This is a genomic window from Chelativorans xinjiangensis (genome assembly GCF_009812055.1).
GTDB lineage: Bacteria > Pseudomonadota > Alphaproteobacteria > Rhizobiales > Rhizobiaceae > Chelativorans > Chelativorans xinjiangense.
The window spans coordinates 45,700-66,609 of sequence record NZ_WQNH01000016.1; the positions used below are offsets into that span (position 1 = coordinate 45,700).

Consider the following 20,910-nt stretch of genomic DNA (forward strand, 5'->3'; position numbering starts at 1 on the left):
GGCCAAGCCATGGCACAACGCGTCTTCGGCATCACCGGCTGGAAGAATTCCGGCAAGACGACGCTGACCGTGCGGCTTACCGCTGCCCTGACAAAGCGCGGGCTGAAGGTCGCCACGGTCAAGCACGCCCATCACAGCTTCGAGGTCGACCGGCCGGGCACCGATTCCTTCCGCCACCGCGAGGCCGGTGCCGTGGAAACCGCCATTATCTCCAGCCGCCGCTGGGCGCTCATGCACGAGTTGCGGGGCGAGGACGAGCCGTCGCTCGCCGACATCCTCGCCCGGCTCTCACCATCGGACCTGGTGCTGGTCGAGGGCTACAAGCGCGAACCGCACCCGAAGATCGAGTGCCGCCGCCTCGATGCGCTCGACCGGACGCCGCTCGCCGGCGCGGTGCCGGGGGTCGTCGCCGTCGCCAGCGACAGCCCGGACGAGAAAGAGAGCCTGCCGCTTTTTTCCCTCGACGATGTCGAGGCCATCGCCGATTTCATCGTCCGGCATCTCGGCATCGGGTAGTGCAATTCCAGGAAAAGTGGATGCCGGTTTTCCGTCCGGAATTGCGAAAAACAAAGTGTCCGATCCCTGCCGATAACGCGCTTTGCCGCTTGCAATTTTATTGCGAAGGATGGGAATATCGGCCCAAGCCCCGCGCTTACAAAGGAAAATACGGGGCACGAACGCGACAGAGAGGAACACTTATGCGTATCACAAGGCGTATTGCACTTGGTCTTTCGGCCGCCGCGCTGGCGCTGACGATCGGCGGAGCCACGGCACAGGAGAAGCTCCGGATCGGCACCGAAGGCGCCTATCCGCCCTTCAACAACCTCACCGCCGACGGCAAGCTCGAAGGCTTCGACATCGATATCGCGCGTGCGCTCTGCGAGGAGATGGGTGTCGAGTGCGAGTTCGTCACCCAGGACTGGGACGGCATCATACCGGCGCTGCAGGCGGGCAAGTTCGACGCCATCATCGCCTCGATGTCGATCACCGAAGAGCGCAAGAAGCAGGTCGACTTCACCGAGAAATACTACAACACGCCGCCGGCGCTCGTGGTCATGAAGGATTCCGACATTGCCGGCGCCATGGCCGAGGACCTTGCCGGCAAGGTGATCGGCGCGCAGGCCGCCACCACCCACGCCCAGTTCGCCGAGGCAACCTTCCCCGACAGCGACGTCAAGGTCTATCCGACCGCCGAGGAATACAAGCTGGACATGGCGAACGGCCGGCTTGACGCGGTCATCGACGACGTGATCGTGCTGCAGGAGTGGCTCGGCACCGCCGACGGCGAATGCTGCAGGGTGCTCGACACGCTGACGCCGGTGGAGGAGATCTACGGCGAGGGCATCGGCATCGCCGTGCGCCAGGGCGAGGACGAGCTGCGCGAGAAGTTCAACGCCGCCATCCAGGCCATCCGCGACAACGGAACCTACAAGGAAATCAACGACAAATACTTCTCCTTCGACGCCTACGGCAGCTGAGAAGGCATGAAGTGAGCATTTGCGGAGCGGCGGGAGGAGTTCCGCCGCTCCGCGCAATTGGCGGCGCGGGGTAAGATGGCTCGGGCTTGAGGGCCCGAGGCAGAAAAAGAAAACGCGCCGCCTGCAGCGCCGTGCGTCCTTAAGGACGCTACACAAGGCCGCTGCAGGTTATTGAATCTGCGCATCGTGCTTTCCGAAAACCGATGCGCCAGGGGATCGATTGGGAGATGGACGGCGTTCTGACCCTTCTGAGCTTCGGCCCGCAGGGCTGGAGTGACGACATCGCCGCGGGCGTCGTCGTCACCGTTACGCTGGCGCTGGCGACACTGCCGCTCGGGCTGGTGATGGGTTTCCTGATCGCGCTCGGCAAGCGTTCGGAAGACGCCGCCCTCCGGCTTGCCGCCAACATCTACACCACCATCTTCCGCGGCCTGCCCGAGCTTCTGACGCTGTTCCTCGTCTTCTACGGCGCGCAGATCGGCGTCCAGCAGGTCATGCGGTTCATGGGTGCCGCCACCGGCATCGAGATCAACGCCTTCGCCGCCGGCATGGTGGCGCTGGGGGCGGTCTTTTCCTCCTATGCGAGCGAGGTCTTTCTCTCCGCCTTCCGGGCGATCCCCAACGGCCAGTACGAAGGCGCCTATGCCATCGGCCTGTCGCGCTGGCGCACCATGCGGCTCGTCATCCTGCCGCAGCTCATCCGCCTCGCCCTGCCCGGCCTGTCCAACCTCTGGCTCATCCTCCTGAAGGAAACCGCTCTCGTCTCCGTCATCGGCCTGTCGGACATCCTGCGCCAGACGGGCATCGCCGCGCGGGTCACCAAGGAGGCCTTCCTGTTCTTCGGCATCGCCTGCCTCATCTATCTGGTCCTGGCGCTCCTCTCCTCGATCGTCCTTTCGGCGATCGAGCGGCGCGTCTCCGCCAGCGGGGTCACGCGATGAGCCTGTCCGATGCCACCCGTGAAGCACGCGAACTGCCGCCCCCCGCACAGGGCGCCGGATGGACGCACGCGCGCCTTACCGGCGTCGCACTGCTCGTCGTGTGGGCGCTGCTCGGCCTCGGCATCGTCCTCTTCCTCCTCGCCTCCTGGGACCCCGATCTTTTCTGGCGCTACGCGCCGAACTATGCGTCCGGGCTGTGGGTGACGATCCAGCTCGTGGTCATCTCGGTCGTCGCCGGCGCGGTGCTGTCGGTGCCGGTCGCGCTCGGGCGCCGGTCGAAGAGCCGCATCGTCGCCACCCTTTCCTATGCCTATGTCTATTTCTTCCGCGGCACGCCGCTGCTCGCCCAGACCTTCCTGGTCTATTACGGGCTCGGCTCCTTCCGGCCCGAGTTGCAGGCCGTCGGCCTGTGGGGCTTCTTCCGCGAGGCCTGGTACTGCGCCATCTTCGCCTTCTCGCTCAACACCGCGGCCTATCAGGCGGAGATCCTGCGCGGCGCCGTCGAAAGCGTCGGCCGCGGCCAGTGGGAGGCGGCTTCCGCCCTCGGCCTGTCGCGGTTGCAGACGGTCTACAAGATCATCCTGCCGCAGGCGGCCCTCGTCGCCCTGCGCCCCTACGGCAACGAGATCATCCTGATGATCAAGGGCTCGGCCATCGTCGCCATCATCACCGTCTACGATCTGATGGGCGAGACGCGGCGGGCCTATTCGCGTACCTTCGACTTCCAGACCTACATCTGGGCGGCCCTCATCTATCTGAGCATGGTGGAGATGCTGCGCTTGGGCGTCGACCGCATCGAGCGGCGGTTGACACGGCATCTTCGCCGGTAAACCCTGACATCGTCAAACCCACCCCGGAAAAGCGGAGGAACGAGCCGTATGGCGAATGTTGCATTCATCGGACTTGGCGTGATGGGCTATCCCATGGCCGCGCACCTGAAGGAGCGCGGGGGCCACGAGGTGACCGTCTACAACCGCACGGTTGCCAAGGCGGAGAAATGGGTGGCCGAGCACGGCGGAGCGATGGCCCCGACACCGGCCGAGGCCGCGCGCGACAAGGACTTCGTCTTCTCCTGCGTCGGCAACGACGACGATCTTCGCACCGTCACGCTGGGCGAGGACGGCGCCTTCAAGGCGATCAAGGCCGGTGCCGTCTTCATCGACAACACCACCGCCTCGGCTCTCGTTGCGCGGGAACTGGCAGTGGAGGCGGAAAGCCGCGGCTTCGGCTTCATCGACGCCCCGGTCTCCGGCGGGCAAGCCGGCGCGGAGAACGGCGTTCTGACGGTGATGTGCGGCGGCGACCAGGCCACCTTCGACAAGGCCAGGCCGGTGATCGAGGCCTATGCGCGCATGGTCGGGCTGATGGGCCCTGCAGGTAGCGGACAGCTCACCAAGATGGTCAACCAGATCTGCATCGCCGGCCTCGTGCAGGGGCTGGCCGAAGGCATCCACTTCGGCAAGAAGGCCGGCCTCGACATCGAGAAGGTGATCGAGGTCATCTCCAAGGGCGCGGCCGGCTCCTGGCAGATGGAAAACCGCTACAAGACCATGAACGCCGGCGAATACGGCTTCGGCTTCGCCGTCGACTGGATGCGCAAGGACCTCGGCATCTGCCTCGCCGAGGCCAACGACAACGGCGCCAAGCTGCCGGTGACCGCACTCGTCGACCAGTTCTACAAGGAGGTGCAGGAAATGGGCGGCAAACGCTGGGACACCTCCTCGCTGCTTGCGCGGTTGGAGAAGTAGGCATCGGGATGCGCGGCTGGAGGAACTGTGCAGCCCTACCGGCTCAAGACGCGACTCGCGGATAAACCGGCGCCCCATCGCGCCCCCCTCTGTCCTGAGCTTGTCGAAGGGGCCGGACATCTCCCCCACATGGGGGGAGATTGGCCGTCACAGCGGTTTTCGCCAACCATCAGCGTTGCAGAATGAGGGCCGGAGCAAGCGGCCAACGCAATCTCCCCCCCTTGTGGGGGAGATGTCCGGCAGGACAGAGGGGGGCGCGAAGGGGCGCCGGCATTTCAACATTTCAAAAAAAGCCCACCCGCGTGCGTCATCCCGGAAAGCCGAAGGCATGTCCGGGACCCATTCTCGCCTCGCTGAAGCTCCGGCGAAGCGGGCCGGAAGGTGGACGAGTCACGGAATGGGTCCCGGACAGTCTCCGCTTCGCTCCGACTTCCGGGATGACGCGCGGGTAGGGATGACGCGCGCGGGTGGGATGACGCGCGTTGGAAAGGCGGCGGGCGCCCTTCACCTCAGCCGGCAATGCCTCGCCTGCGCGGGGACAAATTCCCGCCCCCTCAAAAAAACATTCGTTCCAAAACAATCGCTTATAATTTTTTCGCCCCGCCCAACCGCGCATTTTATCCCCCCTGCCCGCGCCGCCCTTATCCTGTGCCCGTCCCTCCCGCGGGAACGTGGATCGCGACGGCGGTCTCGCGGGGAGGGGCCGGCGCCTCCGGCGGGCCGCTAACGTGGCGGTCGGCCCGGGGAGGCTCCGCCCAAGGGTTCCCCTGCCGCCACTACGGGCGGCGCGTGCCGGACGGTGCACTTTAAAGGGGAGCCGGAAAGACGGGGGCGCGGGAGCGCCCTGTCGTGGAAGGCTCAAAGCCTTCCGGATCCGGCTTCGTGGAAGCGGAACGGGCGGAGACTTAAGAACGCCGGACGGGCGGCCCGAGGGTCGCTGAAAAAAATTAGACTGGCGACACGAAGGCCGCCCGTCTTCCCACCACCTCGAGGGAGCCTTCCCGAAGGGTGGTTCTTTGAAAGAGCCAGACGCGGGCAGCGGGCGTGGCAACGATGGCGCGCGCCTGTCCTCACCCTGAGCTTGTCGAAGGGTGAGCCTGTCGAAGGGTGAGCCTGTCGAAGGATCAAAAGATCGAAGGAGAAGCACTGATGATCACCGACCAGCGTCAGCGCCTCACCCATCTCCAGAACGGCCTTGCCTTGACCAGGTCGAACACGCAGAGTTTATTTTCTTGGTGGCTCACTGAAAGCGGCGATAACAATGCGGGTCGGGGTTCTTTTCACGGTTGCGATAGCCAGTCTTCTCCTGCCCGCAACCGCCGGGGCGGAAAGCCTGAAGATCGGTTGGCGGGACCTGCTCCCCGAGGGCCATGCGCCCCTCGCCCCGCAAAAAATCCGCCCCACGCCCTCCGCAAAGCCCCGGGAGATTGCGCTTTCCACCGCATTCGACGGCAAGACGGTGGAGCTTTCGGGCTACCTGCTTCCCGCCGACCGCGAGGGCGAGCTGGTCTACGCCTTCATGCTGGTGCCGCGAAGCGGCGCCTGCAGCCACATGGCCCAGCCGCCGCCGTCCCAGGTCATCCGCGTCGTGCCGGAGGAGCCCTACCGGCTCAGCATGAACTACGAGCCGGTGTCGGTGACCGGCCGGCTTGCGGCGGGCCTGGAAAAGACACAGCTCTTCATCCTCGACGGCGTGGCGGTCATCGAATCCGGCTACCGCATGAGCATGGCTCAAGTGGCACGTGCGGACTTCGCCGGCGGGAAGGTCCGCCCGGCAACACCGTGGGGCTTCCTTGGGAGCCCTGCGCGCGACTAGCCGGGCACTCAGGCCGCCGCGTGCGCGGCTTCCTTGTCGAGCACCAGATAATCGAGCGGCAGCTCGGTCGTGTACTTGATCTGCTCCATGGCGAAGGAGGAGGAGACGTCGCGGATCTCGATCTTGGAGATGAGCTTCTTGTAGAAGGCGTCATAGGCGGCGATGTCGGGCACCACCACGCGCAGGAGATAATCGACCTCGCCGCTCATGCGGTAGAACTCGACCACCTCCGGAAACTCCTTGATGACCTCGGCAAAGCGGCGCAGCCACTCGTGGCTGTGGGCATTGGTGCGGATCGAAACGAAGACCGTGACGCGGGCGTTGACCTTGACCGGGTCGAGGATGGCCACCCGGCGGCGGATGACGCCCTCCTCCTCCAGCTTCTGGATGCGCCGCCAGCACGGCGTCGTCGACAGACCCACCTTCTTGGCGATGTCGGCCACGGCAAGGGTGGAATTCTCTTGCAGGAGGCGCAGGATCTTGCGGTCGAGACGGTCCATGAGGGAATCTCCGGGAGGAAATTTTTTCCAAACGTGGGGCAATCCGCGCCCGGTTTCAAGAAAAATTTTCTCAACAGAAGCTGCAATTTCCTTCACGAAGGGAGGGCGTGGTCACGTCCTCGCCTTCACTTCCTCTTGAAGAACGGGCAGCAAGTCTTTCTCAAACCACGGATTTTTCTTCAGCCAGGCAGTGTTGCGCCAGGACGGATGCGGCAGCGGCAGAAGGCGCGGTCGCTCCGATGCGGCGAAAATCGCTTTCCAATCGCCCACCGTCTCCGTCACGCCCTTGCGGCGCAGGGTGCCCAGATGCCAGGCCTGCGCGTACTGGCCGACGGTCAGGACCAATTCGATCTGCGGCATTGCCGCCATCAGGCGGGCGCGCCAGGCTGGCGCGCATTCGCGGCGCGGCGGCAGGTCGCTGCCCTTGGCGTCGTAGCCGGGAAAGCAGAAGCCCATGGGCGCGATAGCGAAGCGCTGCGGGTCGTAGAACTCATCGCGGCTCACACCCAGCCAGTCGCGCAGGCGGTCGCCGGAGCGGTCGTCGAAGGGGAGGCCGGAGGCATGCACGCGCGTGCCCGGCGCCTGGCCGGCGATCAGGATGCGGGCGGTGCGCGAGCCGGTCACCACCGGGCGCGGCTCGTGCGGCAGCGGCGCGCCGGTGGGGCTCTCCCGGCACAGCCGGCAGGCGCGGATCTCCCGCAACAGGGCTTCCAGCGTGTCGGTCATGGAGATGCCGTCCCGATGGCCGCCCTCGGGCGGCCGCTATGCCGCCGCACTGGGTCTTGCGGCGACGTCGTCGTACCAGCGTTTCAGGTGGTGGAGGTCCGCCGGCATTTCAATGCGGGCCGGCTTCATGAACTGGATGGCGACGAGGCCGGTGATATCGGCGATGGAGAAATCGCCGCCGGCGATGAAGGGGCGCGTCGCCAACGCGCCGTCGAGGAAGCGCATGAACGCGACCGCCTTCGGCTTGTTCGCCTCGCCCCATTCGGGCACCTGCGGCACCTCCCACTCCTTCATCGCCGGGTGCAGGTGGCGGAAGGCGGCGGCGACGGACATGAAAAGGCCGAGCTCGACACGGCGCTGCCACATCTCCACCAGGGCCCGGCCGAGCGCGCCCTTGCCGAAAAGTGCCGGCTCGGGATACAGCTCCTCGAAATAGCGGCAGATGGCGACGGTTTCGGTGAGCACCGTACCGTCGTCGAGTTCGAGCACCGGCAGGCGCCGCAGCGGGTTGAGGCGGGCGACGGTCTCGCCCCGATGCTCCATCGCGCCCATGTCCACCGGCACCAGCGGCACCTCGATTCCCTTTTCGGCCAGGAAGATCCGTACCCGCCGCGGGTTGGGCGCCCTGCCCCCGTCGAAAAGCCTCATCGCTGCCTCCTTCCTCCATCGTTACGTGGCGGCGCGCCCGGCAAGGAGTTGCCGCAGGAAGTTTATCACCTGGCCGATCCAGTCGTGCGGTGCCTCCTCGATGCTCCGCCGGCCGGCACGCCAGTCCTGCGGGGTCTGGAACGTGCCGGCCCACAGGCCCCGGCCGGCGCCGCGCGCCTCCGCCTGGGCCCCGCGGTAGTCACCGTAGGAGATTGCCCAGCCCGTTTCCACCATCGCCTGGCCGAGATCGCGCCCGCCTGCCGTGCAGCGTGCCAGAAGCCGGTCGTAGCGGTCGCGTTCCCAGCCTTCGCAGCTGACGGGCCGCCCCCTGGTCAGCTCCGCCAGCGCCTGCCGCGCCCGCCGTCCGCAGGCATAGGCATGGCCGTCGCGGCTGCATTCCTGGAAAAGTTCCGGCGCATCGATGCCGCGCAGGCGGATGCGCTCGCCGGAGAGCGTCAGGCTGTCGCCGTCGGCAAGCGTGACGGCACCCGCCACCTGCCGCGTCGCCACCCGGTCGATCCGTGCCGCCGCAAGCGCCAGGAGAGCCAGGATCGCCAGCGCAAGCGCCCAATCGCCATAGCGGCGCACGCGGTTCGTCCGCCCCCTGACGTGTCGACCGCGTCTCCATGCACTCATGCGTTGAAGGGTCTCTTAATCATTCGGACATACTTTGGGCACGTAGAAGGCGGGAACAAAGCACGCGATGGCGCGCGAGAAAAGCTATACGGTCGACAAGTTCATTGTCGACCGCAGAAAGCCACATCGCAACAGCGACGTGGCACGCGCGGTGCGTCGCACGCGCGAGCGCCTGTCGCAAACCGCGGGCAACCCCGCCTTCGACCGCGAGATGCTGAAAATCCACGCCTCGGCGATCGCCGGCTGCACGCCGGCGGTCCTTCTGCTCGTCCTCGTCGTCGGGCTGATTGGTTTTGCCGCCGGCATGGAGCGCGAGATCTTCATCTGGGCGCTCGCCACGGCGGCCGGCTACGCCGCGCTTTACCTTTTCGCCCGGCGGGTGGATGCGCTGGCGCTGGCCGGGATGGACGAAAAGGCCCTCGCGCGGCGCTTCCTGCTTCTGCACTTCGCAAGCGGTTTGGGCTGGGCTTATTTCGTTTCCCTCGAGTGCGCGACGTGCGGGCTCGACCACATCCCGGTCATCATGGCCATCATTCTCCTGATGACGATTGCCGCCACCGCGCTCGTCGCCGCCTCGCTACGCGGTGCGCTGCTTTCGACCTTCGCCCTGCCGGTCGCCCTCTACGCCCTGCTCTACGTCCGGCTGCCGCTCGACGTGGGGCCGATCATGGCCGCGCTTCTGATCCTCTCCCTGCCCTTCTTCTCCTACGTCGCCCATCAGCGCAACCGGGCCTCGGTGCAGCTCTTGTCCTTCCGTAGCGAAAAGGACGCGCTGATCGCCGAACTGGAGACCGCCAAGGCCATGTCGGACGAGGCGCGCCGGCGCGCCGAGGAGGCCAATCTGGCGAAATCCCGCTTCCTCGCCTCGATGAGCCACGAGCTGCGCACGCCGCTCAACGCCATTCTCGGTTTCTCGGAGGTGATGGCCAAGGAGGTGCTGGGGCGGATCGACAACGACACCTATCGCGAATATGCGAAGGACGTGCACGAATCCGGCCAGCACCTGCTCGACCTCATCAACGAGATCCTCGACCTGTCGCGCATCGAGGCGGGCCGCTACCAGTTGAACGAGGAGCCGCTGGAGCTTACGGATGTGGTGCAGGAATGCTGCCGCATGATGGAGTTGAGGGCGCGCGCCAAGGATATCCGGATCGAGCAGCAGGCCGAGCCGACACTGCCGCTGCTTCTGGCGGACGAGCGCGCCGTGCGCCAGATCACCCTCAACCTCCTGTCCAACGCCGTCAAGTTCACCCCTTCGGGCGGAGAAATCCGCGTGCGCGTCGGCTGGACGGCGGGCGGCGGGCAATATGTGGCCGTGCGGGATAACGGGCCGGGCATTCCCGAGGACGAACTGCCGGTGGTGCTGGCGGCCTTCGGCCAGGGCTCCATCGCCATCAAGAGCGCCGAGCAGGGCACCGGCCTCGGCCTGCCCATCGTACAGGGCCTGGCGAAGCTGCACGGCGGCACGCTGGAATTGAAGTCGACGCTGCGCAAGGGAACGGAGGCGATCGTCGCCTTCCCGCCGGCACGCGTGATGGAGGAACTGCCGGCCATCCCCACGCGGCAGCCGGTGCGGAGACGCGCGAGCGCCTGATGCGGATCAGCCCACGCGTGCCCTTACCTCCGCCATGCCGGCGCCGAGTTCCCCTGCCGCCTTCACCAGCCCCGCGGCAAGCGCAGCACCCACGCCGTCGTGCCCATCGGTGCCGAGGGCCAGCAGCGGCCGCAGGCCGAGGTGTTCCGCCGCCTTGCGGTGTTGTTGGCTCCGCGTGTCCGCAAGCAGGCAATGGTCGAGCGCGGCGGGGTTTAGCGCATGGAGGGCAGCTGCCGCGGCCGTCGCCGCAAGGCCGTCGAGGATGACCGCCACCTTCTGCGTGCGCGCGGCCAGGATGGCGCCGGCAAGTGCTGCGATCTCACGCCCGCCGAGCCGGCGCACTGCCTCCAGCGGATCGCCGAGATGCCCCTCGTGCGTGCGCAACGCCCTGTCGAGCAGCGCGACGGCCTCCTCCCCCGCCTCCGCCCATTCCTCCGCTCCGCCGTTCCGAAGCGCGCTCAGCACCGCCATGGCCGAAAGATCGGCAGCGCCGCCCACCGCACCAAGGCACAGGAGATCGGCGCCAACGGCGACCGCCTCCATGCCGAAAGCCATCGTGGCGGCGGCCGCTCGCTCGTCGAGCGCGGGCGCCTCGGTGATGTCGCCCACCGGCAGGTCGAGCGCGAGGTCGAAGACGTTCAGGCCGAGGTCGCCTGCCGCGCACAGGTGGCTGACGGGAGCCGCGCCGGAGGCGATGGCCTCCACCTTGCCGCGCGCCTCTTCCACCGGGTCGCCCGTGCCCAGACGGCGCGCCACCTCGTGCGAGGCGGCGAAGAGCGCCACCACCGGCCTTACCACCCGCGCCGGTGCGCGGCCCGTCACTGCCGCCAGCCACGCTGCGAGCGCCTCCAGCCGGCCGAGCCCGTGTTCCCCGCCCGCTCCCGACAAATGCCCGCGCACCCGCCCTGCCGCTGCCTTGTCCAGGCCTGGCAGCTGGCTGGCAAGGTTGCGGATGTCGTCGAAAGGAAGGCCGCTTGTCGTCATGTTCGCTTTCTCCTGCAGTCGGCCGTGGCATAGAGCGGAGGAAAGTCGCTGGCAATGGCGGTCCCAAACGGGCTTGCGTTCGCCGCCGGACACCCCCATGTGGAACCAACGACAGGAAGGCGACGATGGACGCGATCGAATCTCCCTGCATTCTCGTCTGCTCGATCGACGAGGTGACCGGCTATTGCTTCGGCTGCGGGCGGACGCGCGCCGAGATCGCCGCCTGGCTCGCCATGACGCCGTCCGAGCGGCGCGCGGTCATGGAGGCGTTACCGGCGCGGCTTAGCACCATCGAGCGTAAGCCTCGGCGCGAGACGCGGCGGGCGCGGTTGGCGCGCGAGCGCGCCGGAAATGCGGGATAGATCGCATGCGGCTCTTCTGGATCATCATCGCCCTCATGGCCGCAGGCCTCGCCCTGCTGATCGCCAATCATGAGAACGGCCAGGTCTTCGGCATCGAAAACAACGCCTTTGCCTCGGTGCTCTATCTCGGGCTTTGGGCGGCCGTCCTCATCGTCGGCATTGCCGGCTCGCGAATGCGCTTCTCCGCCGTCGCACGCGATCTTGCCTACTGGCTTCTCATTCTTTTGATCCTGACGACGGGTTATCAGTACCGCTACGAGTTGCAGGACGTGGCGAGCCGGCTGACAGCCGGCCTCGTCCCCGGCAGTCCGATGACGCTCGCCGGTTCTGAAGGGCATGCGGTGATGCTGGACAAGTCTTCCAACGGCCATTTCGAGGTGCGCATGCTGGCGAACGGCACAACCGTGCGGGCGCTGGTCGATACCGGCGCCTCGGCAACGGTGCTGACGGCGGCGGATGCCGAGCGCGTCGGCATTGCCGCGCAGGATCTTCGTTTCACCACCCCCGTCATGACAGCCAACGGCCGCGCGCTCACCGCGCGCGCCAGCCTCGACACGCTGCGCATCGGCCCCATCGAACGCACGAAGATGCCGGTCCTGGTGGCCGAACCAGGCCGGCTGGAACAGAGCTTGCTCGGCATGCAGTTCCTGAGCAGCCTGTCGGGCTTCGAGATGCGCGGCGACCGCCTCATCCTGCGCGACTAGATCATTTCACCGTTTCACGGAAACGATGAAATGATCTAACCTTTTGATTTTACGCAATTCCGCACGGAAAACCGGTTTCCACTTTTCCTGGAATTGCTCTAGCTAGACAAGGCTCCAGGCGAAGCGGGCCGACACGAACAGCGCGAAGAGACCGAACGCGATCTCCAGATGCCGCTTGTCGAGGGCGTGGGCAATGCGCACCCCGAGCGGGGCGACGAGGAGCGTGATGGGGATGACGAGCAGGACGGCGATCCAGTTGACATAGCCGGTCGAGGCGACGGGCAGTTGCGGCAAGCCCCAGCCGGCCCAGATGTAGCCTAGGAATCCGGGAACGGAGATCAGGACGCCGACGCCCGAGGAGGTGGCTACCGCTTGGTGGATGGGGCGGCCGAAGAGCGTCATGAAAGTGTTGTTGAGAATACCGCCGCCGATGCCCATCAGCGTCGACAGATAGCCGATGACGAAGCCGACGAGGGAGCGCACGGGGTTGCCGGGAACGGTCTCACCGATCCGCCAGCCCCGGCGGTTGAACAGGAGCTTGAGGCCGACCAGGAACAGGATCGCTGCAAAGATGGCGCGCAGGCCCGCGCTGGAGATGAAGGCGGCCGTCAGCGAGGCGGCGACGACGCCCGCCGGCACGGCGGCGACGAAACTGCGCAACAGCTTCATGTCCACCGCACCGCGCAGGAAATGGGCGCGGCAGGAGCGCAGAGACGTGGGCACGATGATGGCGAGCGAGGAGCCGACGGAGAGGTGCATGCGCACCAGATCGTCGACGCCCAGGAGCCCGAATACCTGATAAAAGACAGGTACGAGGATCGCGCCGCCGCCAATGCCGAAGATACCGGCCATAAGTCCCGCCACTACGCCGGACGCCGTGACGGCCAGCGCAAAGGCAGCAACCTCACCTGCCGGCAGTTCCATCCCCGCCCTCTCCTGTCCCTTGTGCCGGACCGTTGTGGAGCACTGGTTAGCCCGCGCGAGGCGAAAAGTATATCGCCGAGGACGGCGCCCTTATGCCGCCTCGGCGCGCGCGGAACGGTCGACCGCAGCGAAGGCTTTCAGAAGCACCTCGGGACCGGCATCGGCCCTGGTGGCATCGGTGGAGAGGATCTGCCGATAGCGCCGCGCCCCCGGCAGCCTGTGGAAAAGGCCCACCATGTGGCGCGTGACGTGGGATAGACGGCCGCCCGCGGCGATGTGGCGCGCGGCATAGGCCGCCATTGCCTCGACGACCGCCGCAAGGTCGACGGGCCCTTCCTCCCCGCCGTAAACGCGGCCATCGACGGCGGCGAGTATGGCGGGCGTATGGTAGGCGGCGCGGCCCACCATCGCCCCGTCGGCCCGCCTCATGTGGGCCGCCGCCTCATCCAGCGACTGAATGCCGCCGTTCACGCCGATGAATTCCTTCGGATATTTTTCCTTCAGGCGATAGACGCGGTCATAATCGAGCGGGGGAATGTCACGATTCTCGCGCGGGCTCAGGCCTTCGAGCCAGGCCTTGCGCGCATGCACCCAAAGCGCGTCGGCGCCAGCCGCGAAAACGTGCTCCGCCAGCCGGTCGAGCGCTTCTTCCGGATCCTGATCGTCGACGCCGATGCGACACTTTACCGTGACCCGCACCGACACCCTGCCCTTCATCGCCGCCACGCATTCGCCGACCAGTTCCGGCGCCTTCATCAGGCAGGCGCCGAAGGTGCCCGATTGCACCCGGTCGGACGGACAGCCGACATTGAGGTTGATTTCGTCGTAGCCGAAATCGGCACCGATGCGCGCCGCCTCCGCCAGCTTCCCCGGTTCGCTGCCGCCAAGCTGCAGGGCGACGGGGTGCTCTACGGCATCGAAGCCGATCAGCCGGCCCCGGTCGCCATGGATCACCGCATCGGCGACGACCATCTCGGTATAAAGCAGCGCCCGCCGCGTAAGCTGGCGGTGGAAGAAACGGCAGTGACGGTCCGTCCAATCCATCATCGGGGCCACAGAGAAAATTTTCTCTTTGTTTTTCAAGGATTTGTGATACATATCAATCAGATCAGACCGTGAACCCGTGCACTCAAATACGACCAAATTGCACGGATTTGTACCTCTTTTGATCTCGCCGTGCACGGAAATTGCACGGATCTGAAGGAATGCACGGACCCATGGCAACTACTGTTCGAACTAAGGAAGGCAATTGGCGAGTGCAAGTCCGGCGTAAGGGCAAGTACGCTTCGCAGACCTTCCGACTTAAGACGCTCGCGAACGAGTGGGCAGTTGAAACCGAGCGGCTAATCGATCTCGGCGGCGAGCCCAGCAGCCATCGAATTCGGGATCTCAGGACAGTTGTCGATTTGCATATCGCCGACCTACACGAGGTCGGGCGCCCATTACGGCGGTCGAAGCAAGCGGTCATGGAAGCATTGAAACGCGACCTCGGCGCAACACGCATCGCTCGGCTCGATAGAGCAACGATTATCAAGTACGGGCAGCGCCGCGCGAAACAAGGCGCTGGCCCTGTGACCCTTTCGGTTGACCTCTCGTACTTGAGAACGGTGCTAACCCACGCCGCTGCCATTCATGGAATCTCGGTCGACACAGAAAGCATCCGTCTTGCGCGAGCCGCACTCACCCGGCTGGGTCTTGTTGGCCGCTCGCACGAACGGGATCGCCGGCCTACCGAAGACGAAATCGAGGCCCTGCTCGATTATTTCGACAAAAACTCCAACACCATCATCCCGATGAGCCGGATTGTCCGCTTCGCGATTGCGACCGCAATGCGCCAGGAAGAAATCTGTAAGATCGAATGGAGCGATGTCGATCTGAATAAGCGAGTTGTGCTGATCCGAGACCGCAAGGATCCGCGCCGCAAGGATGGAAATCACCAGAAGGTGCCTCTGCTTAACCTCACTGGCTTCGATGCGTGGCACCTCTTGCTTGAGCAAAAGGTGCTAACAGGCGGAAAAGGCCGCTGTTTCCCTTATCACCACCAGTCAGTTGGCACCGCCTTCCGGCGCGCTCGACAAAAACTGGAAATCGATGACCTCCGCTTTCACGATCTGCGCCACGAAGCCACGAGCAGGCTGTTTGAAGCGGGATTGTCGATAGAGCGTGTTGCGCTCGTCACTGGCCATCGTGATTGGAAGATGCTGCGACGTTATACGAACCTCAAGCCAGAAGATCTGCACAAGCATCAGACAAAGGATCAGGCGACCGAGGAGGCATTCTTGCGCTCGCTTGCTGACGGCTAGCCATTTTGGTGGCCTCGCGTCAGCTTTGCGCCCCCATTTCGGTCATTCCGCCGGGCCGTGCTGTCCTCCAGAAACGGACATCACTGGTGTCAACACCACGCAGGTGCCGACAGTCTGCTAGACAGAACACTTGACGAACAGGAAACACAACGTTATTGTTGTGTCATGCTTCCTGATGCCGACCCATCGACTGGCTACCTGCCTCCCGGGGTGCATGACGCTCCTTGGAGCGAGGTGGCCCCGCGGTTCAGTTGCAACGGTCACCGCACCCGTCTCGTCGGAGGCCTACTCGCGGCTCTACAAAATCTCGCGGGAGCAGGCTGTCGGTCGGTCCTGCTCGACGGAAGCTTCGTTTCACAAAAGGAACTGCCGGAGGACTATGACGGAGCTTGGAACACACAAGGAGTCGATCCCTATCGTCTCGACCCGGTACTGCTTGATTTCACCAATGGTCGAGCAGCCATGAAATCCAAATATCTAGGCGAGATCTTTCCGGCCTCGTTCCTCGCCGCCCCTGGTGTGCTCTACCGCGACTTCTTTATGAAGGATCGTAACGGGGTGCCCAAAGGCGTCATCAACATCGACCTCGGGAGCCTGCCATGATTACCAACGAACGGCAGTACAAGATTACCCGGAGCGAGGCCGACCGGTTTCGCAAGGCGATCAGCCAGCTGACCGAAGGGCCGTCGCGCGGGGACGTGCATCCGCGCCTGCTTCAGGCCGAACGCGAGGCCATAGAAAGCCAGCTTTCCGACCTGCAGGCTGAACTTGCCGAATATGACCGCCTAAAGTCCGCCGACTTGTCGATCATCTCGATCAGCTCGTTCGACGAACTGGCCGACGGGCTCATCCAAGCAAGGATTGCTAGCGGGCTCAGCCAAAAAGCTCTCGCCGACCGACTCGGCCTCAAGGAGCAGCAAATCCAGCGCTACGAGGCCGAGCGCTACGCATCTGCCAGCTATCAGCGCCTGCAGGAGGTCGCCAACGCGCTCGGCGTGCGCATCAAGAACGACATTCTCCTGCCGGTGGCACCCAACAGTTTCGGCGGGCTCGTTAGCAAACTGCGGCAGGTCGGGCTTGACCGCGAATTTCTATTGTCGCGGCTCTTGCCGTCGACTGACGCCGCGCGCGCCAGCGGTGAGGTCGCCAGCGAGGACGACGACTATGCCTTGACCGCCAGAGCGGGCGCGGTCCTCGAACGCGTCTTCGGCTGGACGCGCGACAATGTCTTCGGCGCGCAGGCGCTGGTCGCGCCACGCTTCGCTGCGGCCGAAGCACGGTTCAAGATGCCCGCGAATCGCGCGCAGACAACGACTAGCCTTTATGCCGCCTACGCGAACTATCTCGCCGTCGTCGCGCTCAAAGCGGCGCGATCGCTGCCCAAGGTTGAAATCCCAACGGACCCGGCGCTCATGCATCGCCGTATTCAGGAGAGCTACGAGACCGTCGATCTCAAGAGCGCACTTCATACTGCTTGGGATCTCGGTGTCATCGTCCTGCCGCTTCGCGACCGCGGTGCCTTCCATGGTGCCTGCTGGCGTTACGAGGGCCGCAACGCCGTGGTGTTGAAACAAGCGTCGAAGCACGAGGCCCGTTGGCTATTCGATCTGCTGCACGAGCTATTTCATGCCGGCCAACGTCCCGAGGCTGACACGCTGGAGGTTATCGAGGCGGATGAAACCTCAGTCGAACGGCGCAACTCGAATGAGGAGATCGCCGCCAGCCAATTTGCTGGGGAAGTCGTGCTCAACGGCAAGGCCGAGATCTTGGCGCAGGCCTGCGTCCAGGCTGCCCATAAATCGGTGGAGCGGCTGAAGAGCGTCGTTCCGACCATTGCTGCGAAGAACGGGGTGAGCGTTGGCGCGCTAGCGAACTACCTCGCCTTCCGTCTCTCTTGGCAGGGTGTGAATTGGTGGGGCACGGCAGCCAACCTGCAAGCAGACGATAGCGATCCCTGGACGATCGCGCGCGACGTCTTCGTCGAACGCTTCCCTTACGACATCGATAACGAACTCGATCGGCAGTTGCTCGATCGGGCGCTCCATTGAGGTCTTCCATGTCTGAATTCCAGAAACCCCCACCGCTCGACATCAAATGCACATCGACCGACTGCGACAACGACCTACACTGCTTCAAGCAGCTGAAGAAAATGACGCGTGACCAGCGCGGCAAATGCCGAGCGTGCGGGGCAGATTTGGTCGACTGGAGGCGCCTGCACCGCCGCGACAAGGGCGATGCGGCGCACACTTTCGAAGCGCTTCAGCACGAGCTGATACGCCACCATTTTTTCCACCGCCCCGTCGACGAGGGTGCAATGCGCCACGCCCAGCGCAAAGGGCGCATCGCGCTGAAGGACGCGGCCCGCGACCGCCTCCGAAAGTATCTCGCGGTCGCCGAGCCGCCCCGCGACGGTCGCCAGACGCCCCTCGAAGGCAACGCGATCTTTTACGCGCAACACGCAACCGCGACATGCTGCCGGACTTGCCTTGAATATTGGCATGACATACCGAAGGGCCGCCCGCTGACGGCAGAGGAATACGACTACTGCGCGACCCTTGTCGACCTTTTCCTCGACGAGAAGCTGCCCGAACTGTCTGATGAGCCGATCAAGGTGCCGCGCCGCGCCGGCCGCCTACCGCGCGAGCCGGAGGGACCGCATCCATGACGAGCCCGGCTAAGCCTATCGATACTGTTCGTTTCGCCGCGCGGCTGCGCGGGCGGGCGATCGATGTCGAAGGTGGCCGCGTCTTGATCTCTCGCCTCGCTGGCTCGGGCCAAGAGGTCGACCTCACGCTTCCGGCCAACTGCAACGGATACGGGCGCGTTCGCCATTTCCGGGTGGCGACAGCCGAGGGCTGGCCAACCAATTCACTCCCGATCGAGCCGGCCTGCCGCGCGTTGGGCATCACGCCGGTTCCCGACATGATGACCGCGCTGGTGTTTCAGAACGCTGCCTGTGCATGGCGCTGCTGGTATTGCTTCGTGCCAGAGGAATTGCTGAAGGCTGATCCCAACCACTCCGCGTGGTTCACGGCCGCTGAACTCGTCGACCTCTACCGTCAGATCCCGGACCCACCCCGGATCATCGACCTCTCGGGAGGATCGCCCGACCTCGTGCCGGAATGGACCCCTTGGATGATGCGGGCGCTCGCCGACGCCGGCCTCGCCGAAACGACCTATCTTTGGACGGACGACAACCTCAGCACGACTTATCTCTTTGACTCGCTTTCGCCGGCCGATCTCACTCTCCTACGCCACTACCGCAACTATGGTCGCGTCTGCTGTGTCAAGGGCTTCGACGCCCGCTCGTTCGCCTTCAACACGCGCGCCGCACCTCAGGATTACAACCGTCAGTTCGAAATCCTGCGGCGCGTGCTGGACCTGGGGCTCGATGTCTACGGCTATGTGACGTTGACCTCACCACACGATGACGGCGTCGCCCAGGGCGTCGCCGACCTGATAGACCGGCTCCAGGCGATCGATCCAAACTACCCGCTCCGCATCATACCCCTGCGGATCCAAGTGTTCACGCCAGTGGAGCAGCGTCTTGCCCGCGATGACGCGCGGGAAAGAAGCCTTGCCGTCCAGGAGGAGGCGATCGCCGCTTGGACGGGGGAGCTTGAGCGCCGCTTCCCTCCGAACCTGCGTGCGTTGCCGATCTGCCATGTGCCGCTTCGTACGAGGCCAGCATGATCGCGTCGCGCCGTTCCTTGTCACAGGTCGCCTTCGCAACACTGATCGACAACTTGACCAAGGCTGCGATCATGGACGGCGCGACCAGCTTTGCAACGCTCCTGCGTCGCCTCCCTGGCGTCTATCCGACCGAGCTGCTTGCATCGCTCGATCGGCTGGCAGACCGTGAGGTGATCGAGCCGGCCGTGGCGATGTCGGTCCGTCGGCAGGCAACAGCTAACGGCGCAGCCGTGATAGAGGGCCGGTCACTGCTGCCTCTTCCGCATCCTCTCGATTACGAATGGCGGTTCACGCCAGATGCGTCGCGCTCACTTCTCAATCGCGCGACTGACCTGACGCCCAATGGCGGTGACCTGCTCCTATTCGGTACGCCAGGACTTGCTGTCGAGGCGCTGACCCTACCTATCGGCCGGCGCCTCTCCTTCCTCGCCGAGAACAACAGCGTCACCGATCGGGTCTTTGCGCTCAACCAAGCCACCGGAGAACCGCTCTCTATCGCGTTCTGCAGCGCCGGGCTGCCCCGCGAAAGCGCCGACGCCGTCCTTCTCGATCCGCCCTGGTATCTTGATTTCGTGCGCCCCATGCTTGCAGCCGCAGCGCACGCGTGTCGCCTCGGAGGCGGCGTGCTGATCAGCCTGCCACCTGACGGTGCGCGGCCGAGCGCGGAGGCTGACAGGCAAGCCGCCGTCGCGTTCGCATATCGGCTCGGACTTGAGGTCATTGACTACTCGCCACTGGCCATCGGCTATGAGACGCCGTTCTTCGAGCGCAACGCGTTGGCGGCTGCCAGCATTTATCCGCCCCCGCAGTGGCGCCGCGGCGACTTGGTCGTGTTTCGGAAGTCGCGAGCCACGACAAGGCCGTCGTCTGCTTCCTCGTCTCGCCGCCGCGACTGGACTGAGGTCGGCATTGGCCGGATGCGGCTGTTCATCCGTGAAGCTGGCAACGTGCGCTCCGACGAGGCCAGGCTCGTCTCGCTGGTCGATGGCGATATCCTACCGACGGTAAGCCGACGCGATCCACGCCGTCGGTCGGCCAACGTCTGGACCTCGGGGAACCGCGTCTTCCAGACTGACAATCCACAGCTTATCCTCGAGGCGGCAATTTCATGCGCTGGCGAAGCGATGGGCTCTAGTGTCCAGCCTAGCCTCTGGGGCACTATTCGCAGGCGTGAGACGTTGGAGCGAGTCGCAGCCGAACTGCGAGCCCTGGCGGCAATCGAGGAACAAGAAGAGGGCAAAACGCCCGCGATAGCGACGGAACGGAGTGTGGCTTGGAGGACGAGTTCGACGAAATACTGGAGCAGGTCAACGGCCACCATTTCTGGCTGACCTATCTTTTGGACGCGGCTCGGCCGAAGAGCCGGATTGGCATTCATCTCGCGATCTTCGCCGAACCGTTCCTGTCCATGGTTCTTTCCGGCGAAAAGACGATCGAATCCCGCTTCAGCCGCAACCGTTGCGCGCCTTACGGCGAGATCGCCGATGGTGACATCATTCTTCTCAAGGAAGTGGCGGGGCCGATCTGCGGCATCGCATTCGCGCGTAATATCTGGTGCTACTACCTCGGCATCGAGTCAATCGACCGCATCCGCCATCGCTTCGGGGTGGGCATTCGCGCCGACGATGAGTTCTGGTCCGCTCGCGCCGACGCGCTTTATGCTACCTTGATTGAGCTAGACGCGCCCGCTTCGATCGCGCCGGTCAGGTGCGACAAGCGCGACAGACGCGGCTGGGTGTCCTTGCGGTCCCGACAGATGACGTTGAATTTCACATGACCCTACTTCTCTGCTTCGCTGGACAGATAGGTAGCGGCAAGTCCTCAGTTAGCACGGCGGTCGCCACAGCGCTCGG

General features: G+C 64.8%; 23 protein-coding genes. 16 read left to right on the forward strand and 7 right to left on the reverse strand.

Going from position 1 to position 20,910, the window contains the following annotated elements; genetic code table 11:
* Positions 1-9: 9 nt before the first annotated feature.
* The 6 genes from mobB (at position 10) to GM910_RS12680 (ending at position 5,983) form a co-directional block, all read left to right on the forward strand.
* On the forward strand, positions 10-516 hold the full coding sequence (mobB, locus tag GM910_RS12655; RefSeq protein WP_159587913.1) for a molybdopterin-guanine dinucleotide biosynthesis protein B: 507 nt from the start codon (positions 10-12) through the stop codon (positions 514-516).
* A gap of 182 nt (positions 517-698) precedes the next feature.
* The gene (locus GM910_RS12660) at positions 699-1,478 is read left to right on the forward strand and encodes an ABC transporter substrate-binding protein (protein ID WP_159587914.1); all 780 of its coding nucleotides are present in this window, start codon (positions 699-701) and stop codon (positions 1,476-1,478) included.
* A 227-nt stretch (positions 1,479-1,705) separates the two neighbouring features.
* Positions 1,706-2,419, forward strand: coding sequence for an ABC transporter permease (locus GM910_RS12665; RefSeq protein ID WP_159587955.1), 714 nt, complete (start codon positions 1,706-1,708; stop codon positions 2,417-2,419).
* On the forward strand, positions 2,416-3,249 hold the full coding sequence (locus tag GM910_RS12670) for an ABC transporter permease (protein WP_159587915.1): 834 nt from the start codon (positions 2,416-2,418) through the stop codon (positions 3,247-3,249). Before GM910_RS12665 ends, GM910_RS12670 begins: the two co-directional genes overlap by 4 nt.
* Before the next feature lie 48 nt (positions 3,250-3,297).
* On the forward strand, positions 3,298-4,167 hold the full coding sequence (locus tag GM910_RS12675) for an NAD(P)-dependent oxidoreductase (RefSeq protein WP_159587916.1): 870 nt from the start codon (positions 3,298-3,300) through the stop codon (positions 4,165-4,167).
* A 1,261-nt stretch (positions 4,168-5,428) separates the two neighbouring features.
* Positions 5,429-5,983, forward strand: a complete 555-nt coding sequence (locus GM910_RS12680) for a DUF3299 domain-containing protein (RefSeq protein ID WP_159587917.1) — start codon at positions 5,429-5,431, stop codon at positions 5,981-5,983.
* Between the two features lie 8 nt (positions 5,984-5,991).
* Here the strand turns inward: GM910_RS12680 and GM910_RS12685 are convergent, their stop codons facing one another.
* The 4 genes from GM910_RS12685 to GM910_RS12700 form a co-directional block, all read right to left on the reverse strand.
* Positions 5,992-6,483: an Lrp/AsnC family transcriptional regulator gene (locus GM910_RS12685; RefSeq protein ID WP_159587918.1), complete on the reverse strand. Its 492-nt coding sequence runs from the start codon at positions 6,481-6,483 to the stop codon at positions 5,992-5,994.
* Between the two features lie 111 nt (positions 6,484-6,594).
* Positions 6,595-7,209: a uracil-DNA glycosylase family protein gene (locus tag GM910_RS12690; RefSeq protein WP_159587919.1), complete on the reverse strand. Its 615-nt coding sequence runs from the start codon at positions 7,207-7,209 to the stop codon at positions 6,595-6,597.
* A gap of 36 nt (positions 7,210-7,245) precedes the next feature.
* Positions 7,246-7,857: a glutathione S-transferase gene (locus GM910_RS12695; protein ID WP_159587920.1), complete on the reverse strand. Its 612-nt coding sequence runs from the start codon at positions 7,855-7,857 to the stop codon at positions 7,246-7,248.
* Positions 7,858-7,878: 21 nt separating this feature from the next.
* A complete protein-coding gene (locus GM910_RS12700) occupies positions 7,879-8,493 on the reverse strand; it encodes a thermonuclease family protein (protein WP_159587921.1) in 615 nt (204 codons plus the stop codon).
* Between the two features lie 67 nt (positions 8,494-8,560).
* Between GM910_RS12700 and GM910_RS12705 the strand changes: the two genes are divergently transcribed.
* Complete coding sequence (locus GM910_RS12705; protein WP_159587922.1) at positions 8,561-10,087, forward strand: sensor histidine kinase; 1,527 nt, start codon at positions 8,561-8,563, stop codon at positions 10,085-10,087.
* 6 nt (positions 10,088-10,093) lie between these two features.
* On the opposite strand, the gene GM910_RS12710 is transcribed toward GM910_RS12705, so the two are convergent.
* The gene (locus tag GM910_RS12710; RefSeq protein WP_159587923.1) at positions 10,094-11,071 is read right to left on the reverse strand and encodes a nicotinate-nucleotide--dimethylbenzimidazole phosphoribosyltransferase; all 978 of its coding nucleotides are present in this window, start codon (positions 11,069-11,071) and stop codon (positions 10,094-10,096) included.
* A gap of 125 nt (positions 11,072-11,196) precedes the next feature.
* Here GM910_RS12710 and GM910_RS12715 point away from each other — a divergent pair, with 125 nt between their 5' ends.
* Positions 11,197-11,433, forward strand: a complete 237-nt coding sequence (locus GM910_RS12715; RefSeq protein WP_159587924.1) for a DUF1289 domain-containing protein — start codon at positions 11,197-11,199, stop codon at positions 11,431-11,433.
* A gap of 5 nt (positions 11,434-11,438) precedes the next feature.
* On the forward strand, positions 11,439-12,137 hold the full coding sequence (locus GM910_RS12720) for a retropepsin-like aspartic protease family protein (protein WP_159587925.1): 699 nt from the start codon (positions 11,439-11,441) through the stop codon (positions 12,135-12,137).
* Between the two features lie 102 nt (positions 12,138-12,239).
* Here the strand turns inward: GM910_RS12720 and GM910_RS12725 are convergent, their stop codons facing one another.
* Entirely contained in the window at positions 12,240-13,061 is an 822-nt protein-coding gene (locus GM910_RS12725; RefSeq protein WP_159587926.1) for a sulfite exporter TauE/SafE family protein, read from the reverse strand.
* A gap of 90 nt (positions 13,062-13,151) precedes the next feature.
* The gene (dusA, locus tag GM910_RS12730) at positions 13,152-14,159 is read right to left on the reverse strand and encodes a tRNA dihydrouridine(20/20a) synthase DusA (protein WP_159587927.1); all 1,008 of its coding nucleotides are present in this window, start codon (positions 14,157-14,159) and stop codon (positions 13,152-13,154) included.
* Positions 14,160-14,278: 119 nt separating this feature from the next.
* Between dusA and GM910_RS12735 the strand changes: the two genes are divergently transcribed.
* From GM910_RS12735 to GM910_RS12765, 7 genes are all read left to right on the forward strand, one after another.
* Entirely contained in the window at positions 14,279-15,364 is a 1,086-nt protein-coding gene (locus tag GM910_RS12735; RefSeq protein WP_159587928.1) for a site-specific integrase, read from the forward strand.
* A 165-nt stretch (positions 15,365-15,529) separates the two neighbouring features.
* Positions 15,530-15,967: a DUF6932 family protein gene (locus tag GM910_RS12740; protein ID WP_159587929.1), complete on the forward strand. Its 438-nt coding sequence runs from the start codon at positions 15,530-15,532 to the stop codon at positions 15,965-15,967.
* Complete coding sequence (locus GM910_RS12745) at positions 15,964-17,412, forward strand: XRE family transcriptional regulator (protein WP_246226072.1); 1,449 nt, start codon at positions 15,964-15,966, stop codon at positions 17,410-17,412. The genes GM910_RS12740 and GM910_RS12745 overlap by 4 nt, the downstream gene beginning before the upstream one ends.
* Positions 17,413-17,420: 8 nt before the next feature.
* Positions 17,421-18,029 (forward strand): DUF4186 domain-containing protein, encoded by a 609-nt coding sequence (locus GM910_RS12750; RefSeq protein ID WP_159587930.1) that lies wholly within the window; start codon positions 17,421-17,423, stop codon positions 18,027-18,029.
* Positions 18,026-19,057, forward strand: a complete 1,032-nt coding sequence (locus GM910_RS12755) for a radical SAM family protein (RefSeq protein ID WP_159587931.1) — start codon at positions 18,026-18,028, stop codon at positions 19,055-19,057. The genes GM910_RS12750 and GM910_RS12755 overlap by 4 nt, the downstream gene beginning before the upstream one ends.
* Positions 19,054-20,388, forward strand: a complete 1,335-nt coding sequence (locus GM910_RS12760) for a hypothetical protein (protein WP_159587932.1) — start codon at positions 19,054-19,056, stop codon at positions 20,386-20,388. Before GM910_RS12755 ends, GM910_RS12760 begins: the two co-directional genes overlap by 4 nt.
* Positions 20,331-20,834, forward strand: a complete 504-nt coding sequence (locus tag GM910_RS12765) for an ASCH domain-containing protein (RefSeq protein WP_159587933.1) — start codon at positions 20,331-20,333, stop codon at positions 20,832-20,834. The genes GM910_RS12760 and GM910_RS12765 overlap by 58 nt, the downstream gene beginning before the upstream one ends.
* Positions 20,835-20,910: the final 76 nt, after the last annotated feature.